At 55.2% G+C, this 14,150-nt stretch carries 12 protein-coding genes; 5 read left to right on the forward strand and 7 right to left on the reverse strand.

All coding sequences use genetic code 11. The annotated features are described in order from the left end of the window. Positions 1-28: 28 nt before the first annotated feature. Together ftsH and rlmE are read right to left on the reverse strand one after the other, a co-directional pair. On the reverse strand, positions 29-1,924 hold the full coding sequence (gene ftsH / locus AC52W5_RS12295) for an ATP-dependent zinc metalloprotease FtsH (RefSeq protein WP_074972443.1): 1,896 nt from the start codon (positions 1,922-1,924) through the stop codon (positions 29-31). A gap of 167 nt (positions 1,925-2,091) precedes the next feature. After that, positions 2,092-2,712 (reverse strand): 23S rRNA (uridine(2552)-2'-O)-methyltransferase RlmE, encoded by a 621-nt coding sequence (gene rlmE / locus AC52W5_RS12300; RefSeq protein WP_495671198.1) that lies wholly within the window; start codon positions 2,710-2,712, stop codon positions 2,092-2,094. Positions 2,713-2,741: 29 nt separating this feature from the next. Here rlmE and yhbY point away from each other — a divergent pair, with 29 nt between their 5' ends. Further along, positions 2,742-3,029 (forward strand): ribosome assembly RNA-binding protein YhbY, encoded by a 288-nt coding sequence (gene yhbY / locus AC52W5_RS12305; RefSeq protein WP_074972712.1) that lies wholly within the window; start codon positions 2,742-2,744, stop codon positions 3,027-3,029. Between the two features lie 209 nt (positions 3,030-3,238). On the opposite strand, the gene greA is transcribed toward yhbY, so the two are convergent. The 5 genes from greA to AC52W5_RS12330 form a co-directional block, all read right to left on the reverse strand. Beyond that, positions 3,239-3,718 (reverse strand): transcription elongation factor GreA, encoded by a 480-nt coding sequence (gene greA, locus AC52W5_RS12310; protein ID WP_074972446.1) that lies wholly within the window; start codon positions 3,716-3,718, stop codon positions 3,239-3,241. Positions 3,719-3,826: 108 nt separating this feature from the next. Next, complete coding sequence (gene carB, locus AC52W5_RS12315) at positions 3,827-7,054, reverse strand: carbamoyl-phosphate synthase large subunit (protein ID WP_495671199.1); 3,228 nt, start codon at positions 7,052-7,054, stop codon at positions 3,827-3,829. A gap of 45 nt (positions 7,055-7,099) precedes the next feature. Then, entirely contained in the window at positions 7,100-8,251 is a 1,152-nt protein-coding gene (gene carA, locus AC52W5_RS12320) for a glutamine-hydrolyzing carbamoyl-phosphate synthase small subunit (RefSeq protein WP_495671200.1), read from the reverse strand. A gap of 186 nt (positions 8,252-8,437) precedes the next feature. After that, positions 8,438-9,244 (reverse strand): 4-hydroxy-tetrahydrodipicolinate reductase, encoded by an 807-nt coding sequence (dapB, locus tag AC52W5_RS12325; RefSeq protein ID WP_495671201.1) that lies wholly within the window; start codon positions 9,242-9,244, stop codon positions 8,438-8,440. 33 nt (positions 9,245-9,277) lie between these two features. Next, the gene (locus AC52W5_RS12330) at positions 9,278-9,991 is read right to left on the reverse strand and encodes an outer membrane protein assembly factor BamE (RefSeq protein ID WP_495671202.1); all 714 of its coding nucleotides are present in this window, start codon (positions 9,989-9,991) and stop codon (positions 9,278-9,280) included. A 52-nt stretch (positions 9,992-10,043) separates the two neighbouring features. Between AC52W5_RS12330 and fur the strand changes: the two genes are divergently transcribed. From fur to ilvC, 4 genes are all read left to right on the forward strand, one after another. Next, complete coding sequence (fur, locus tag AC52W5_RS12335) at positions 10,044-10,493, forward strand: ferric iron uptake transcriptional regulator (RefSeq protein ID WP_011379837.1); 450 nt, start codon at positions 10,044-10,046, stop codon at positions 10,491-10,493. A gap of 256 nt (positions 10,494-10,749) precedes the next feature. Next, on the forward strand, positions 10,750-12,507 hold the full coding sequence (locus AC52W5_RS12340) for an acetolactate synthase 3 catalytic subunit (protein ID WP_074972456.1): 1,758 nt from the start codon (positions 10,750-10,752) through the stop codon (positions 12,505-12,507). A gap of 8 nt (positions 12,508-12,515) precedes the next feature. After that, positions 12,516-13,007 (forward strand): acetolactate synthase small subunit, encoded by a 492-nt coding sequence (gene ilvN, locus AC52W5_RS12345; protein WP_074972457.1) that lies wholly within the window; start codon positions 12,516-12,518, stop codon positions 13,005-13,007. Positions 13,008-13,097: 90 nt separating this feature from the next. Beyond that, positions 13,098-14,114: a ketol-acid reductoisomerase gene (gene ilvC / locus AC52W5_RS12350; RefSeq protein WP_074972460.1), complete on the forward strand. Its 1,017-nt coding sequence runs from the start codon at positions 13,098-13,100 to the stop codon at positions 14,112-14,114. Positions 14,115-14,150 lie beyond the last annotated feature (36 nt).

The raw sequence follows: 14,150 nt of genomic DNA on the forward strand, positions 1-14,150 counted from the left end.
GTTTACTGCATCATAGCAACTTCCTTGCCTAAGTTTCCTGTGCTGGTGTCGCTGTGGGCGCAGGCGCCGTGGGAGGAGCATTATCCTTGGGCGGCGTTGGAGCAGCCCTGCTTGGCTTGGGAGGCCGAGGTGACCGGCCTTCCATGATATCGCCGATTTGCTCCGCGTCTATAGTTTCCCATTCCAGCAGCGCTTTGGCCATAACCTCGATCTTATCGCGGTTTTCTTCGATCAGCTTGCGCGCCAGACTGTACTGTGTATCGATGATGCGGCGAATTTCTATATCCACCTTCTGCATGGTCGCTTCGCTGACATTCTTGTGGGTTGTGACGGAACGACCCAGAAACACTTCTCCCTCGTTCTCGCCATAAACCATCGGGCCAAGTGAATCAGACATGCCCCATTGGGTGACCATGCGTCTCGCCATCTCTGTCGCACGCTCAAAATCATTGGATGCGCCGGTCGTCATCTGGCCCATGAAGACTTCCTCGGCGATACGCCCGCCGAACAGAACCGCAATATTCTGCAGGATTTCCTCACGGTCCATGCTGAAACGGTCTTCGGTCGGCAGTTGCATCGTCACGCCCAGTGCGCGCCCCCGTGGGATAATGGAAACCTTGTGTACCGGGTCGGTCTTGGGTAACAACTGGGCAACCACCGCATGCCCGGATTCATGATAGGCAGTGTTACGCCGCTCACGCTCCGGCATCAGAACAGATTTGCGCTCCGCACCCATGAAGATCTTGTCCTTGGCCCGCTCAAAATCCTCCATGTCGACGAGCCGCTTGTTGCTGCGCGCAGCAAACAACGCCGCCTCATTCACCAGATTGGCGAGATCGGCTCCGGACATCCCGGGAGTTCCGCGGGCGAGGGTCTCAGCATGTACATCGGGTGCGATCGGCACTTTGCGCATATGCACGTGCAATATCTGCTCACGGCCCCGTATATCGGGGAGGGGGACCGTCACCTGCCGGTCGAAACGGCCAGGACGCAACAGCGCAGGATCGAGCACATCCGGACGGTTGGTAGCGGCGATAACAATCACGCCGGCAGTTCCTTCGAAACCATCCATTTCCACCAGCAATTGATTGAGCGTCTGTTCGCGCTCATCATTGCCACCACCGAGACCCGCGCCACGCTGACGCCCGACTGCATCGATCTCGTCAATGAAAATAATGCAGGGAGCATGCTTCTTCGCTTGCTCGAACATATCGCGCACTCGGGCTGCACCTACCCCCACAAACATTTCAACAAAATCGGAGCCTGAGATACTGAAGAAGGGGACCTTGGCTTCACCAGCAATAGCACGCGCCAGGAGCGTCTTACCCGTACCCGGATTTCCCACCATCAACACGCCGCGCGGGATACGCCCCCCCAGTTTCTGGAACTTGCTGGGATCGCGCAGGAATTCCACCAGCTCGGAAACTTCCTCCTTGGCTTCTTCACAACCTGCAACGTCGGCAAACGTCACCTGGTTGGTGGATTCGTCGAGCATGCGCGCCTTGCTTTTCCCGAACGAAAAGGCACCGCCGCCACGGCCCCCACCCTGCATCTGCCGCATGAAGAAAATCCATACTCCGATCAGCAGAAGCATGGGGAACCATGAAACGAAGATATTCATCAGGAGAGAAGGTTCTTCCTCCGGCTTGGCATCTATGATGACGCCCGCCTTAAGCAGATCGCTCACCATCCACGGGTCCGAGGGCGTGTACGTCGTAAAACGTCTGCCATCGGTTTTCGTACCCTTCAGCGTGCGGCCTTCAATAGTTACTTTGGCGATCCTGCCCTGCTTCACCTCGTCGATGAACTGGGAATATTCCATCGGTGCTTGCCCCGACTGCCGTGTACTGAACTGATTGAACACCGTCATCAGCACAAGAGCGATCACCAGCCAGATGGCCATGTTTTTAATGAGATTGTTCAAAGTAGCTCCTTGGCTTGCGCCGTCAAAATACTCGAATGTTTCATTCTAAACCCATTTCTAGATTTAGAATAGCCGTTATCCCTGCTACCCGCCTCCAGGTTCGCGTGGAGATCTGCAACCTCGCAGCCCCTTATATTTACTTGCGTTGGCATCCGAATCGGGAAGCTCTAATCCCGCTTCCCCAGCCCCAGCAAATAGATTTCGCTGCTCCGACCCCGTGATGCCAAGGGTTTACGTGTTACCACCCGATTGAATGTAGCGCGCATCGCACGAAAAAACTCGTCAAAACCAGAACCTTGAAACACTTTGACGAGGAAGTTGCCTCCAGAGTTCAACCCCTCGGTACAAAACTCGAGAGCCAACTCCGCCAGATGCATGCCACGAGCTTGATCAATTATCCCTATGCCCGTTATATTAGGGGACATATCGCAAATTACAAGGTCAACAGGCAGATCCTTCACTTGTTCCTTCAATTCGGCCAGGACGGACGCTTCGCGGAAATCTCCCTGAATGAAGGTTACGCCGAATATGGGCGCCATTTCCAGGATATCCACGGCAATCACTCTGCCCTTGCCCATGAGCTTCTCCGCCACTACCTGCGACCAACCCCCGGGAGCGGCGCCAAGGTCCACTACAGTCATGCCCGGCTTGAACAAGTGATCGCGTTCGGCGATCTCCATCAGCTTATAAGCCGCGCGTGAGCGGTAACCCTCCTTTTTCGCCTGCTTGACAAAAAAGTCATTCACATGTTCCTTCATCCAGGCTTTGCTGGTTTTAGTCCGCTTCATCGCGTAAACTGATGGTCGTGAAAGAAAATATGTTAGCACTTACTCCAGATTTCCGACGTGAGCTCAAGGCTCGCGCGCATGCCCTCAAGCCGGTCGTCTGGATAGGCGCAGCGGGTTTATCGGACAGCGTGGTGAACGAGCTGGATCAGCGACTTAAAAGCCACGAGCTGATCAAAATCAAAGTGGCGAGTGACGACTGGGAAATACGAAACGCGTTACTGGAGAAAATTTGCGGATGCCTCAACGCTGCACCAGTGCAGCACATCGGCAAGATGCTGGTAATTTACCGTCCTGAACCCGAAAAGATAAAGAACTGAAGCAAGCCGGAGATGAATCCATTGGCAATGGATCAACCGAAGTGCCCATTGGGCTTGGCCGCTTCAATCGAAGATTGATATAGATTCCCATATCCGTATCTGGAGGAACGCGCCCCGGAGAGAACACATTCGAACAGGACCTATATATTCAAATTATTCAAATTCAAGGTAAGTGCGGGAGCTCCTGACTCCCGCGCCTGCGAGCCTTCTCAAATGTATCTCACATCGAGAATTTCGTACTCCCGCACCCCGCCCGGCGCCATCACTTCAGCCACATCCCCCGGATATTTGCCTATCAGAGCGCGAGAGATAGGGGAACTGATGGAAATCTTTCCCTCCTTGATATCTGCTTCATCATCCCCGACAATCTGATAAGTAACGGTTGTGGCAGACTCGACATCCTCCAGATCGATGGTGGCACCGAATACGCAGGCTCCATCCGCATCCAGCATCGTCGGATCAATGATCTGGGCATTAGAGAGCTTGCTCTCAAGTTCAGCAATACGTCCTTCGATAAAACCCTGACGTTCCTTGGCCGCTTCGTATTCGGCGTTTTCGGAAAGGTCACCATGGGATCGAGCTTCCGCAATGGCCGCAATCACAGCGGGACGATGAACTGTTTTCATCTCATGCAATTCGGCGCGCAGCTTTCCGGCGCCTGTCACTGTCAAGGGAATTGTTGTACTCATAGTCTCTTCTGCTACCTGTTTTGGATCGGGTGTGCCTGTTGTTCGATATTGCTATACCGGAGCATGGCCTCCTTGGGCAATTCAAAATTTGAATTCAAAGTTCTCACTTCAGGAAGCGGCATTCAGCAAGGCCCCCTTCTCCGATTCGTGGAGTTGCTGCAACCCGTAGGCGTGCAATTCCTGCATGTTTGCCATGCCTATGCAGGCGGCCCGCGCCCCGGCTAACGTAGTATAGTATGTCACCCGCGCCTGCAGCACCGCGTGGCGAATCGAGTAGGAGTCGTGAACGCTCCGCTTGTCTTCCACTGTATTGATGATCAGGTCCATCTCCCCATTCTTGATCATGTCTACAATGTGGGGACGTCCTTCCGACATCTTGTTTACCGGCGTCACGGACAAGCCTGCCGCACTCAGAACCGCGGCAGTACCCCGGGTAGCATAGAGCGTAAACCCTAACTGAGCAAGATTGCGGGCGATTTCAATCACGCGCGGCTTGTCCGCGTGGCGTACGCTTATGAAGACCTTCCCGCTCCGTGGAAGTTTCACTCCCGCAGCCAGTTGCGACTTGACGAAGGCTTCTGCAAATGTCTGCCCCACCCCCATCACTTCACCGGTCGATTTCATTTCGGGGCCGAGTATAGTGTCCACGCCGGGAAACTTGATAAAAGGGAAGACAGCTTCCTTGACTGAATAATAGTCCGGAATTACCTCACGAACCCGGCCCTGGCGAACCAGGCTCAACCCTGTCATGCAGCGGGCGGATATTTTTGCCAGGGGGATGCCGGTAGCCTTGGAGACGAAAGGCACTGTGCGGGACGCTCTCGGATTGACTTCCAGCACGTAGACGACATCGTTCTGGATGGCGAATTGCACGTTCATCAGGCCCACCACGTTGAGTGCGCGTGCCATTGCCGCAGTCTGACGGCGCAACTCGTCCTGCAACCGGGCAGATAAGCTGTAGGGAGGCAGCGAACAGGCCGAGTCGCCTGAGTGCACGCCCGCCTGTTCGATGTGCTCCATGATGCCCCCGATCAGGACGCTCTCTCCGTCCGAAACCGCATCCACGTCCACTTCCGTCGCATCATTCAGAAAATGATCCAGCAGTACCGGGGAGTCGTGCGAGACCTTTACCGCCTCTTTCATGTAACGCTCCAGGTGCGCCTGCTCGTGAACGATTTCCATGGCCCGCCCGCCCAATACATAGCTCGGGCGTACCACCAGCGGATAACCGATCTCTTCCGCCGCAGCGAGAGCCTCCTCCGCCGTGCGCGCCGTACGGTTGGGCGGCTGTTTCAGCCCAAGCTGGTGCAGCATTTTCTGAAAACGTTCCCTATCCTCCGCGCAATCGATCATATCCGGGCTGGTGCCGATGATCGGCACGCCATTTGCCTCGAGATCGCGCGCAAGCTTCAGCGGAGTCTGGCCCCCGAATTGCACGATGACACCCAAAGGCTTCTCGACGGCTACTATTTCAAGCACATCCTCCAGCGTCAGAGGTTCGAAATAAAGACGATCAGACGTATCGTAATCGGTCGAAACCGTTTCAGGGTTGCAGTTGACCATGATGGTCTCGAAACCATCCTCGCGTAAAGCCAGGGCGGCGTGGACACAGCAGTAGTCGAACTCGATACCCTGACCAATGCGGTTAGGTCCCCCGCCCAGCACCATGATTTTCTTATTATCGCTTGGCAGCGCTTCGCATTCTTCCTCGTAAGTGGAATACATGTAGGCCGTATATGCCGCGAATTCGGCCGCGCAGGTATCGACACGCTTGTACACCGGACGCAGATTGAGTTGATGGCGCCTTGAGCAGACCGCCTGGGGTGTCACATTCATCAGCCGGGCAAGTCGCCGGTCCGAAAAGCCGCTGCGTTTCAGCTTGCGGAACGTGGAAAAATCAAGCGCATCCAGCGCTGCTCCCGCAATCGACCGTTCCTGCCGTATCAAATCTTCAATCTGCGTCAGAAACCAGGGATCGATGTGAGTGTGTGCATGTATCTCATCAAATGACACGCCGCAGCGAAAGGCGTCCGCAACATACCAGATTCGTTCAGGACCAGGATATGCCAGTTCGGCCGCGACAATTTCAATATCGGTCGTCTTTTCGTCCAGTCCATCAGCCCCGATCTCCAGCCCCCGCAGGGCTTTCTGCAGAGATTCCTGAAACGTCCGCCCGATGGCCATGACTTCCCCTACCGATTTCATCTGGGTAGTGAGGCGAGCGTTGGCCTGGGGAAATTTCTCGAAGGCAAACCGTGGTATCTTGGTAACGACATAATCTATGGACGGTTCGAAAGATGCCGGCATTGCACCGCCCGAAATATCGTTCCTGAGTTCGTCCAAGGTGTAACCCACGGCAAGCTTGGCTGCCACCTTGGCAATGGGAAATCCGGTGGCTTTTGAAGCCAGTGCAGATGAGCGTGAAACCCGGGGGTTCATTTCAATCACGAGCATGCGCCCATCCTCCGGATTGATGGCAAACTGCACGTTGGAACCGCCGGTTTCAACCCCGATTTCGCGCAGGACCGCTATCGAGGCATCCCGCATGATCTGATATTCCTTATCCGTCAGCGTTTGCGCGGGTGCAACCGTGATGGAGTCGCCTGTGTGAACACCCATGGGATCGACGTTTTCGATGGCGCAGACAATAATGCAATTGTCTTTCCTGTCGCGTATGACTTCCATCTCGAACTCTTTCCAGCCGATAACCGATTCCTCGATCAGCAGCTCCTTCGTCGGGGAAGCTTCCAGCCCGCGCTCGCAGATATCGAGAAACTCCTCGCGGTTATAGGCGATACCGCCGCCAGTACCCCCCAGCGTGAATGATGGACGGATAATGGCGGGATAACCCACCATTGCCTGGACCTGCAGCGCTTCCTCCAGGCTATGGGCAATGGCGGAACGGGCAGAACCTAGACCGATGCCTGTCATGGCCTGCTTGAATTTTTCGCGATCCTCGGCTTTGTCGATTGCCTCGCGCGAGGCGCCGATCAATTCGACTCCGTATTTGTCCAGCACGCCGTTCTTTGCCAGGTCCAGCGCACAGTTCAATGCTGTCTGCCCACCCATGGTGGGCAGTAACGCATCTGGGCGTTCAACGGCAATGATTTTTTCGATCATGGGCCAGATGATAGGCTCGATGTAGGTCACATCGGCCATTTCGGGATCCGTCATGATCGTGGCGGGATTGGAATTCACCAGAATGACCCGGTAACCCTCTTCCCTCAGCGCTTTGCACGCCTGGGCACCGGAATAATCAAACTCGCACGCCTGCCCGATGATGATGGGGCCCGCGCCGATGATAAGGATAGACTTGATGTCGTTACGTTTAGGCATAAGTGGGAAGGACGATAACGGGAAAGGGCGGACAGCTTCCCGGCTTCATATCGCTTTCGTCCGTTTTCTCTCCATCAATCCCGCAAATTTATCGAACAGATAATCCAGGTCATGCGGACCCGGACTCGCTTCGGGATGCCCCTGAAAGCAGAATACAGGTTTTCCTGCCAGCTCAAATCCTTGCAAACTACCATCGAATAAAGATAAATGCGTAACTCTTGCATTTGCCGGCAAAGTGGCCGTATCCACCGCAAACCCGTGATTCTGACTGGTTATGATCACCTTTCCCGTCTCGAGGTCCTGAACCGGGTGATTGGCGCCATGATGGCCAAATTTCATTTTTATGGTTCTAGCGCCTGTTGCCAGTCCCAGCAATTGGTGACCCATGCACACGCCGAAAATCGGTATTTCCTTTTCCAGCAGCCTTCTGGTTGTCTCGATAGCGTAGTCGCAAGCCTCGGGATCACCCGGTCCATTCGAAAGGAATATTCCGTCAGGTTGCGATGCCAGAATCTCGTCGGCGGTTGTCTGCGCGGGGAATACGGTGACTTGGCAGCCGCGCTGCGCGAGCTTGCGCAGAATGTTCCGCTTTATTCCGAAATCCATCGCTGCAACATGAAAACGGGGATGAGATAGAACCGGGTAACCCTGTCCAAGCCGCCATTCCCCTTCGCTCCACTCATAAGGTTGCAAGCAGCTTACCACTTTGGCCAGGTCCATCCCGGCAAGGCCAGGAAATCCCCTGGCCAGCTTCAGCGCCTCCGCTTCGTCCGGCTGACCTGCGATGATGCAACCTGCCTGAGCGCCCTTTTCCCGCAGAATGCGTGTGAGCTTGCGGGTATCGATGTCGGCAATGGCGACCACCCCCTGCTGCCTGAGATACTCCGGCAACGTCTGGGTTTCGCGCCAGTTGCTGGAAGCCAACGGCAGATCTCTTATCACCACCCCAGCGGCATATATCCGATCGATATTGCCGGACTCCACGTCATCCGGATTAGTGCCTGTATTGCCTACATGGGGATAAGTGAGAGTAACGATCTGGCGACAGTAGGAGGGATCCGTGAGAATTTCCTGATATCCCGTCATCGAGGTGTTGAAGACCACCTCCCCTGTGCTGATGCCTTCCGCGCCGATGGACATGCCGCGAAAAACTGTGCCGTCAGCAAGCGCAAGGACAGCATACGAATGTTGTGGCACGAAGGCTCCTGGGAATTGGGACAAGGCAGAAACGGCGCGAGGTTCTGTTTGCGACGCTTCAAATCTGGAAATTATACGTCCAAAAGGACGATGCTTCAATGAACCGGCAGCGAAGCACAACGAATCCCTCGCGGAGCGGGGATGGGACAGCAAGGGAACAGGGAATGCGAGGGCTAAAGCCGCTTACTACCTCAGCCCCAGCACGTCCTGCATGTCGAACATACCGTTGCGTTTATCCGCAAGAAAGCGGGCGGCTCTCAACGCACCCTCGGCAAATGTCGCGCGGCTGCTTGCCTTATGCGAAATTTCGATGCGTTCGCCGATTCCCGCGAACATGACAGTATGATCACCCACGATATCTCCGCCGCGAACAGTGGCAAAGCCGATGGAACCTGCCACCCGCTCACCCGTATGGCCCTCGCGGCTGTAAACGGCGACCCCCGGAAGCTCTTTACCCAGAGCTTTTGCCACTACCTCGCCCATCAGCAGCGCAGTGCCGGAAGGAGCGTCCACCTTGTGGCGATGATGGGCCTCGATAACTTCTATGTCATAATCCTCATTCAGGACCCTGGCTGCCGTCTCCAGCAGTTTCAAAGTGACATTCACACCTACGCTCATATTAGGCGCCAGTACGATGGCAATGTCCCGGGAGGCAATCCTGAGTGCTTCTTTCTGCTCGGGCGAAAAGCCGGTGGTGCCGATTACCATTTTTATGTTTTTCTCACGGCAACGGGCAACGTGAAGCAACGTTCCCTCCGGGCGGGTAAAGTCTACTAGCACTTCGCTTCCATCAAGCGCCGTAGCAACGTTATCGGTTATCTCAATCCCGCAGGGCGCCCCGATCAACTCTCCCGCATCCTTTCCAAGATAAGGGCTCCCGCTCCGCTCGAGGGCGGCGCTCAAGCGCAGATCCGGCGCCCGTTCAACAGCCTCGAGTAAGGCGCGTCCCATGCGCCCGGAGCTTCCGGCCACAGCAATATTCAATGTCGGCATTCCTTGTCTGATAAACTGACTTGCAAAATGATCCTACTCCTTTGGCTGATCTGCATCCATAATTCCGGTATCCGTCGCCCGCGAAGGTACTTGCCTCGGTCCCGGCTTCTCCACCACGGGCGCCTCTGAAGCAGCACTCGAAGAAACTTCGGCTGAACCGGCTGAGAGGGATGCCGCCGGGGAAGGAGGTTGAGAGACGGGCAAGGGGGGCAAGGCGGGTACAGTGCCCATTGTTTCGGCGCCGCCCGAAACAGGCGCCGAAACAGGCGCTGAAGGCGGCATCCCGCTGGGTATTTGAGCCGGAATCGAACTGTCGCTCTTTTCCATAGCTGCCTCACCGAGTGACACGGCTGATTCAGGCGAAGTACCTGCTTCCGGCGCCTGAGGCTGAGACTGAAGAAAGGCAACCGGGGTAGTGAACGAACCGTCGATACGCACCAGATGATCGTCTTCAAAAAAGATCGTGAGCTTTCTCTGCTCGACCAGTTTTCCCCTCTGCTCAAACCGATATAGATAGTCCCAGCGATTTTCATGGAACGCATCGCTGATCATTGGCGAGCCCAGCGCAAAGCGGACTTGCGAACGCGTCATGCCGGGTTTCAGCTTGTTCACCATTTCCTGGGTAATGACATTCCCCTGCTGAATCTCTATCTTGTAGAGCAAGGAAGGAACCGATGAACACCCCGCGAGCAGCAGAACAGCCAACGTGATAATTCTTGCGCGCATCGCGGCGACGTAGGTTTCCAAAGCAAACTTAACGTTATATGATACAGCAAATAACTTGACGATTGGATGCACTATGAGTAACCCGAGCAATCTTAAGACCATGGGCTTGAAGGCTACGCTGCCGCGCCTTAGAATACTGAGCCTGTTCGAAAGCAGTCCTGTTCGGCATCTCTCTGCGGAAGATGTTTACAGAACGCTCATCAGCGAAGGCGATGATATCGGTCTGGCCACGGTCTATCGGGTACTGACCCAGTTTGAACAGGCCGGGTTGCTCGAACGCCACCATTTTGAAGGCGGCAAGGCAGTGTTTGAGCTTGCCAGCGACGCCCATCATGACCATCTGGTCTGCCTGCAATGCGGCAGGGTGGAAGAATTTTATGACGCTGAAATCGAGAAGCGTCAGATTAAGATTGCCCGCGAGCGCGGATTTGCCATACACGAGCATTCGCTTTCACTTTACGCGGATTGCATCAAGCCCTCATGTCCGTATCGAAAAGGAGATGAAAAGGATAGTAAAAGCTAAGCTTTTCATTCCTTCGTGGAGCCCAGAATCAAGTATCGTGACGTTACGGCCGATACTGCGGTTGTACGTGTGTTCTTCAGAAGCAGGGTCTTGAGATCCGCCCTGCTCTGATTCATGGCTTCCTGATCTGTCATTCCTGAACCGTTTGCAAATTGTGCGGCGGATAACGGTTTTAGCGCATTTGAGATTGCCTCGCATACCTGTTGATTCCATATTCGAACCTGTTGACCAAAAGTCACCTAACCGTTACTGTTCAATGTTAAACCCAACATATATTGCCGATATTCAACATCTTGAAACGCAGGAAAGCATGAGCGCGGAATTGACGGGTGCAGAAATTACGGTGCGTTGCTTACAAGAGGAAGGGGTAGAACATATTTTCGGCTACCCCGGGGGCGCTGTGCTGTTCCTGTATGACGAACTGTTCAAGCAGGATAAGGTCAGGCACATCCTGGTGCGGCACGAACAGGCCGCGGTACATGCCGCGGACGGCTATGCCCGCTCCAGCAACAAGGTGGGAGTGGCACTGGTCACTTCCGGACCAGGCGTGACCAATGCCGTGACCGGCATCGCCACTGCCTATATGGATTCGATTCCCCTCGTCATCATCAGCGGCCAGGTGCCCACCCATGCCATTGGCCTGGATGCGTTCCAGGAGGTCGATACCGTAGGCATCACGCGTCCTTGCGTGAAACACAACTTTCTGGTGAAGGATGTCGCAGAGCTTGCCACCACCATCAAGAAAGCGTTCTATATCGCTTCGACAGGACGTCCCGGTCCGGTGCTGGTCGACATCCCAAAGGACGTGAGCCAGCAGAAAACAAAATTCGTTTATCCCGAGCGTGTGACAATGCGCTCCTATAATCCGAATATCCGGGGGCACGCCGGTCAGATCAAAAAAGCAGTTCAACTGATCCTGGAAGCCAGGCGTCCAATGATCTACACCGGAGGGGGAGTTATCCTCAGCAATGCCGCCGCCCGGTTGACGGAACTCGTCCGCCTGCTGCGCTTTCCCTGCACTAACACATTGATGGGCTTGGGCGGTTATCCCGCAACGGACCGTCAGTTCGTTGGCATGCTGGGTATGCATGGCACTTACGAGGCCAACATGGCGATGCAGCATTGCGATGTGCTGGTAGCGGTAGGTGCCCGTTTCGATGATCGCGTCATCGGCAACCCCAAGCATTTCTACAATCCGGACCGAAAGATCATCCACATCGATATCGATCCCTCATCCATTTCGAAGCGGGTCAAGGTGGATGTGCCTATCGTCGGCAATGTTCCCGATGTGCTGGATGAGCTTATCAAGCTGCTTGAACTGCGCAAGGAAAAGCCTGACCAGAGCACCCTTGACGCCTGGTGGGCCCAGATCGATTCATGGCGCGAACGCGACTGTCTCCGGTATGATCGCACAAGCGCGATCATCAAACCCCAGATGGTGGTGGAAACACTCTACAAGGTAACGAACGGCGATGCCTTCATCACCTCGGACGTTGGTCAGCACCAGATGTGGGCAGCACAATTTTACAAATTCGACCTGCCGCGGCGATGGATCAATTCCGGAGGGCTTGGAACGATGGGTTTCGGCCTGCCCTCAGCCATGGGAGTTCAAATGGCTAATCCAGGTGCGCATGTGGCCTGCATTACTGGCGAAGCCAGCATCCAGATGTGCATCCAGGAGCTGTCGACCTGCAAGCAATATCACCTTCCGCTCAAGATCATCAACCTGAATAACCGCTATATGGGAATGGTGCGGCAGTGGCAGGAATTCTTCCACGGCAACCGCTATGCGGAGTCTTACATGGACGCGCTGCCCGATTTCGTGAAGCTGGCGGAGAGTTACGGGCATGTCGGTATGCGAATCGAGCAGCCCGGCGATGTCGAAGCTGCCTTGCTGGAGGCATTCAAGCTCAAGGGCAGGCTGGTGTTCATGGATTTCGTCACCGACCAGACCGAAAACGTATTCCCGATGGTACCGGGCGGCAAAGGTCTCTCTGAAATGATCCTGGTATAAAAATAAATATGCGGCATATCATTTCACTTTTGATGGAAAACGAGGCGGGCGCCCTGTCGCGCGTCGCCGGCCTGTTTTCTTCACGTGGCTACAATATCGAATCGCTTACCGTCGCCGCTACTGAAGATTCCACCCTGTCTCGCATGACGCTGGTCACCACCGGGTCTGACGACGTGATCGAGCAGATCACGAAGCAACTGAACAAACTCATCGAAGTGGTCAAAGTGGTTGACTTGAGTGAGGGCAATCACATCGAGCGCGAACTGATGCTGATCAAGGTACGGGCGGTTGACCATGATCGCGAGGAGATAAAGCGCATGGCTGATATTTTTCGCGGCCGCATCATCGATGTCACCGACAAGTCGTACACGATCGAATTGACGGGTACCGGTTCCAAGCTCGATGCATTCATCGAAGCCATGAATCGCACGACCATTCTGGAAACGGTACGCACCGGTGCATCCGGCATCGGTCGCGGCGAACGGATATTGAAGGTTTAACCAAATCCAGCAACAGTTGCGCCGGGAAGAGCCGAGCCTTGCGGGCTTGGCGTTTAACGGCGCTTTTCTATTTTGAACATAAAGGAAATCATGAACGTTTATTACGATAAAGACGCCGACTTGTCGCTCATTCGGGACAAGAAAGTCACCATTGTCGGCTACGGGTCGCAAGGTCACGCCCACGCCAATAATCTGAGCGATTCCGGCGTGGCGGTAACAGTTGGCCTGCGCAAGGAGGGAGCTTCCTGGGGCAAGGCGGAAAAGGCCGGCCTTACCGTCAAAGAGGTGGCTGAATCGGTAAAGGATGCAGACGTCGTGATGGTCCTGCTGCCCGATGAGCAGATCGCTGCCGTGTACGCAACCGAAATCGAACCCAACCTCAAGAAAGGCGCTACTCTTGCCTTTGCCCACGGCTTCAATATTCATTATGGCCAGGTGGCGCCCAGGGAAGATCTGGACGTCATCATGATCGCCCCCAAGGGGCCCGGTCACCTGGTACGCTCCACCTACCTCCAGGGCGGAGGCGTGCCTTCACTTATTGCAGTGCATCAGGACAAGTCCGGCAGGGCACGCGACCTGGCGCTCTCCTACGCGGCAGCCAACGGTGGCACTCGGGGCGGCGTGATCGAGACCAATTTCCGCGAGGAAACCGAAACCGATCTGTTCGGCGAGCAGGTCGTGCTGTGCGGCGGCTTGACTGCCTTGATTCAGGCCGGCTTCGAAACCCTGGTGGAAGCCGGGTACGCGCCGGAGATGGCTTATTTCGAATGCCTGCACGAAGTCAAGCTGATCGTCGACCTGATCTATGAAGGCGGCATCGCCAACATGCGCTACTCCATTTCCAACAATGCCGAGTATGGAGACATTTCACGCGGCCCTCGCGTGATCACCGATGCCACCCGCGCTGAAATGCGCAAGATTCTGCGCCAGATTCAGACGGGGGAATATGCCCGCGAATTCATCCTTGAAAATCGCGCCGGCGCGCCCATGCTCAAAGCCAGCCGCCGGCTCGCATCCGAGCACCAGATCGAACAGGTGGGCTCCAAACTGCGCGACATGATGCCCTGGATCAAAAAGAACAAACTGGTCGATCAGGCGAAAAATTAGGAAGCCAGTTGGGAGGGGGTAGCTGTGCTATTGTTC

The organism is Nitrosospira sp. CT (genome assembly GCF_059489795.1).

Bases quoted from the DNA above. Each gene is read 5' to 3' on its own strand.
- carB (WP_495671199.1), bottom strand. From the start codon at position 7,054: ATGCCTAAACGTAACGACATCAAGTCTATCCTTATCATCGGCGCGGGC.
- ilvC (WP_074972460.1), top strand. From the start codon at position 13,098: ATGAACGTTTATTACGATAAAGACGCCGACTTGTCGCTCATTCGGGAC.
- ilvN (WP_074972457.1), top strand. From the start codon at position 12,516: ATGCGGCATATCATTTCACTTTTGATGGAAAACGAGGCGGGCGCCCTG.
- rlmE (WP_495671198.1), bottom strand. From the start codon at position 2,712: ATGAAGCGGACTAAAACCAGCAAAGCCTGGATGAAGGAACATGTGAAT.
- dapB (WP_495671201.1), bottom strand. From the start codon at position 9,244: ATGCCGACATTGAATATTGCTGTGGCCGGAAGCTCCGGGCGCATGGGA.
- AC52W5_RS12340 (WP_074972456.1), top strand. From the start codon at position 10,750: ATGTTAAACCCAACATATATTGCCGATATTCAACATCTTGAAACGCAG.
- greA (WP_074972446.1), bottom strand. From the start codon at position 3,718: ATGAGTACAACAATTCCCTTGACAGTGACAGGCGCCGGAAAGCTGCGC.
- yhbY (WP_074972712.1), top strand. From the start codon at position 2,742: ATGTTAGCACTTACTCCAGATTTCCGACGTGAGCTCAAGGCTCGCGCG.
- fur (WP_011379837.1), top strand. From the start codon at position 10,044: ATGAGTAACCCGAGCAATCTTAAGACCATGGGCTTGAAGGCTACGCTG.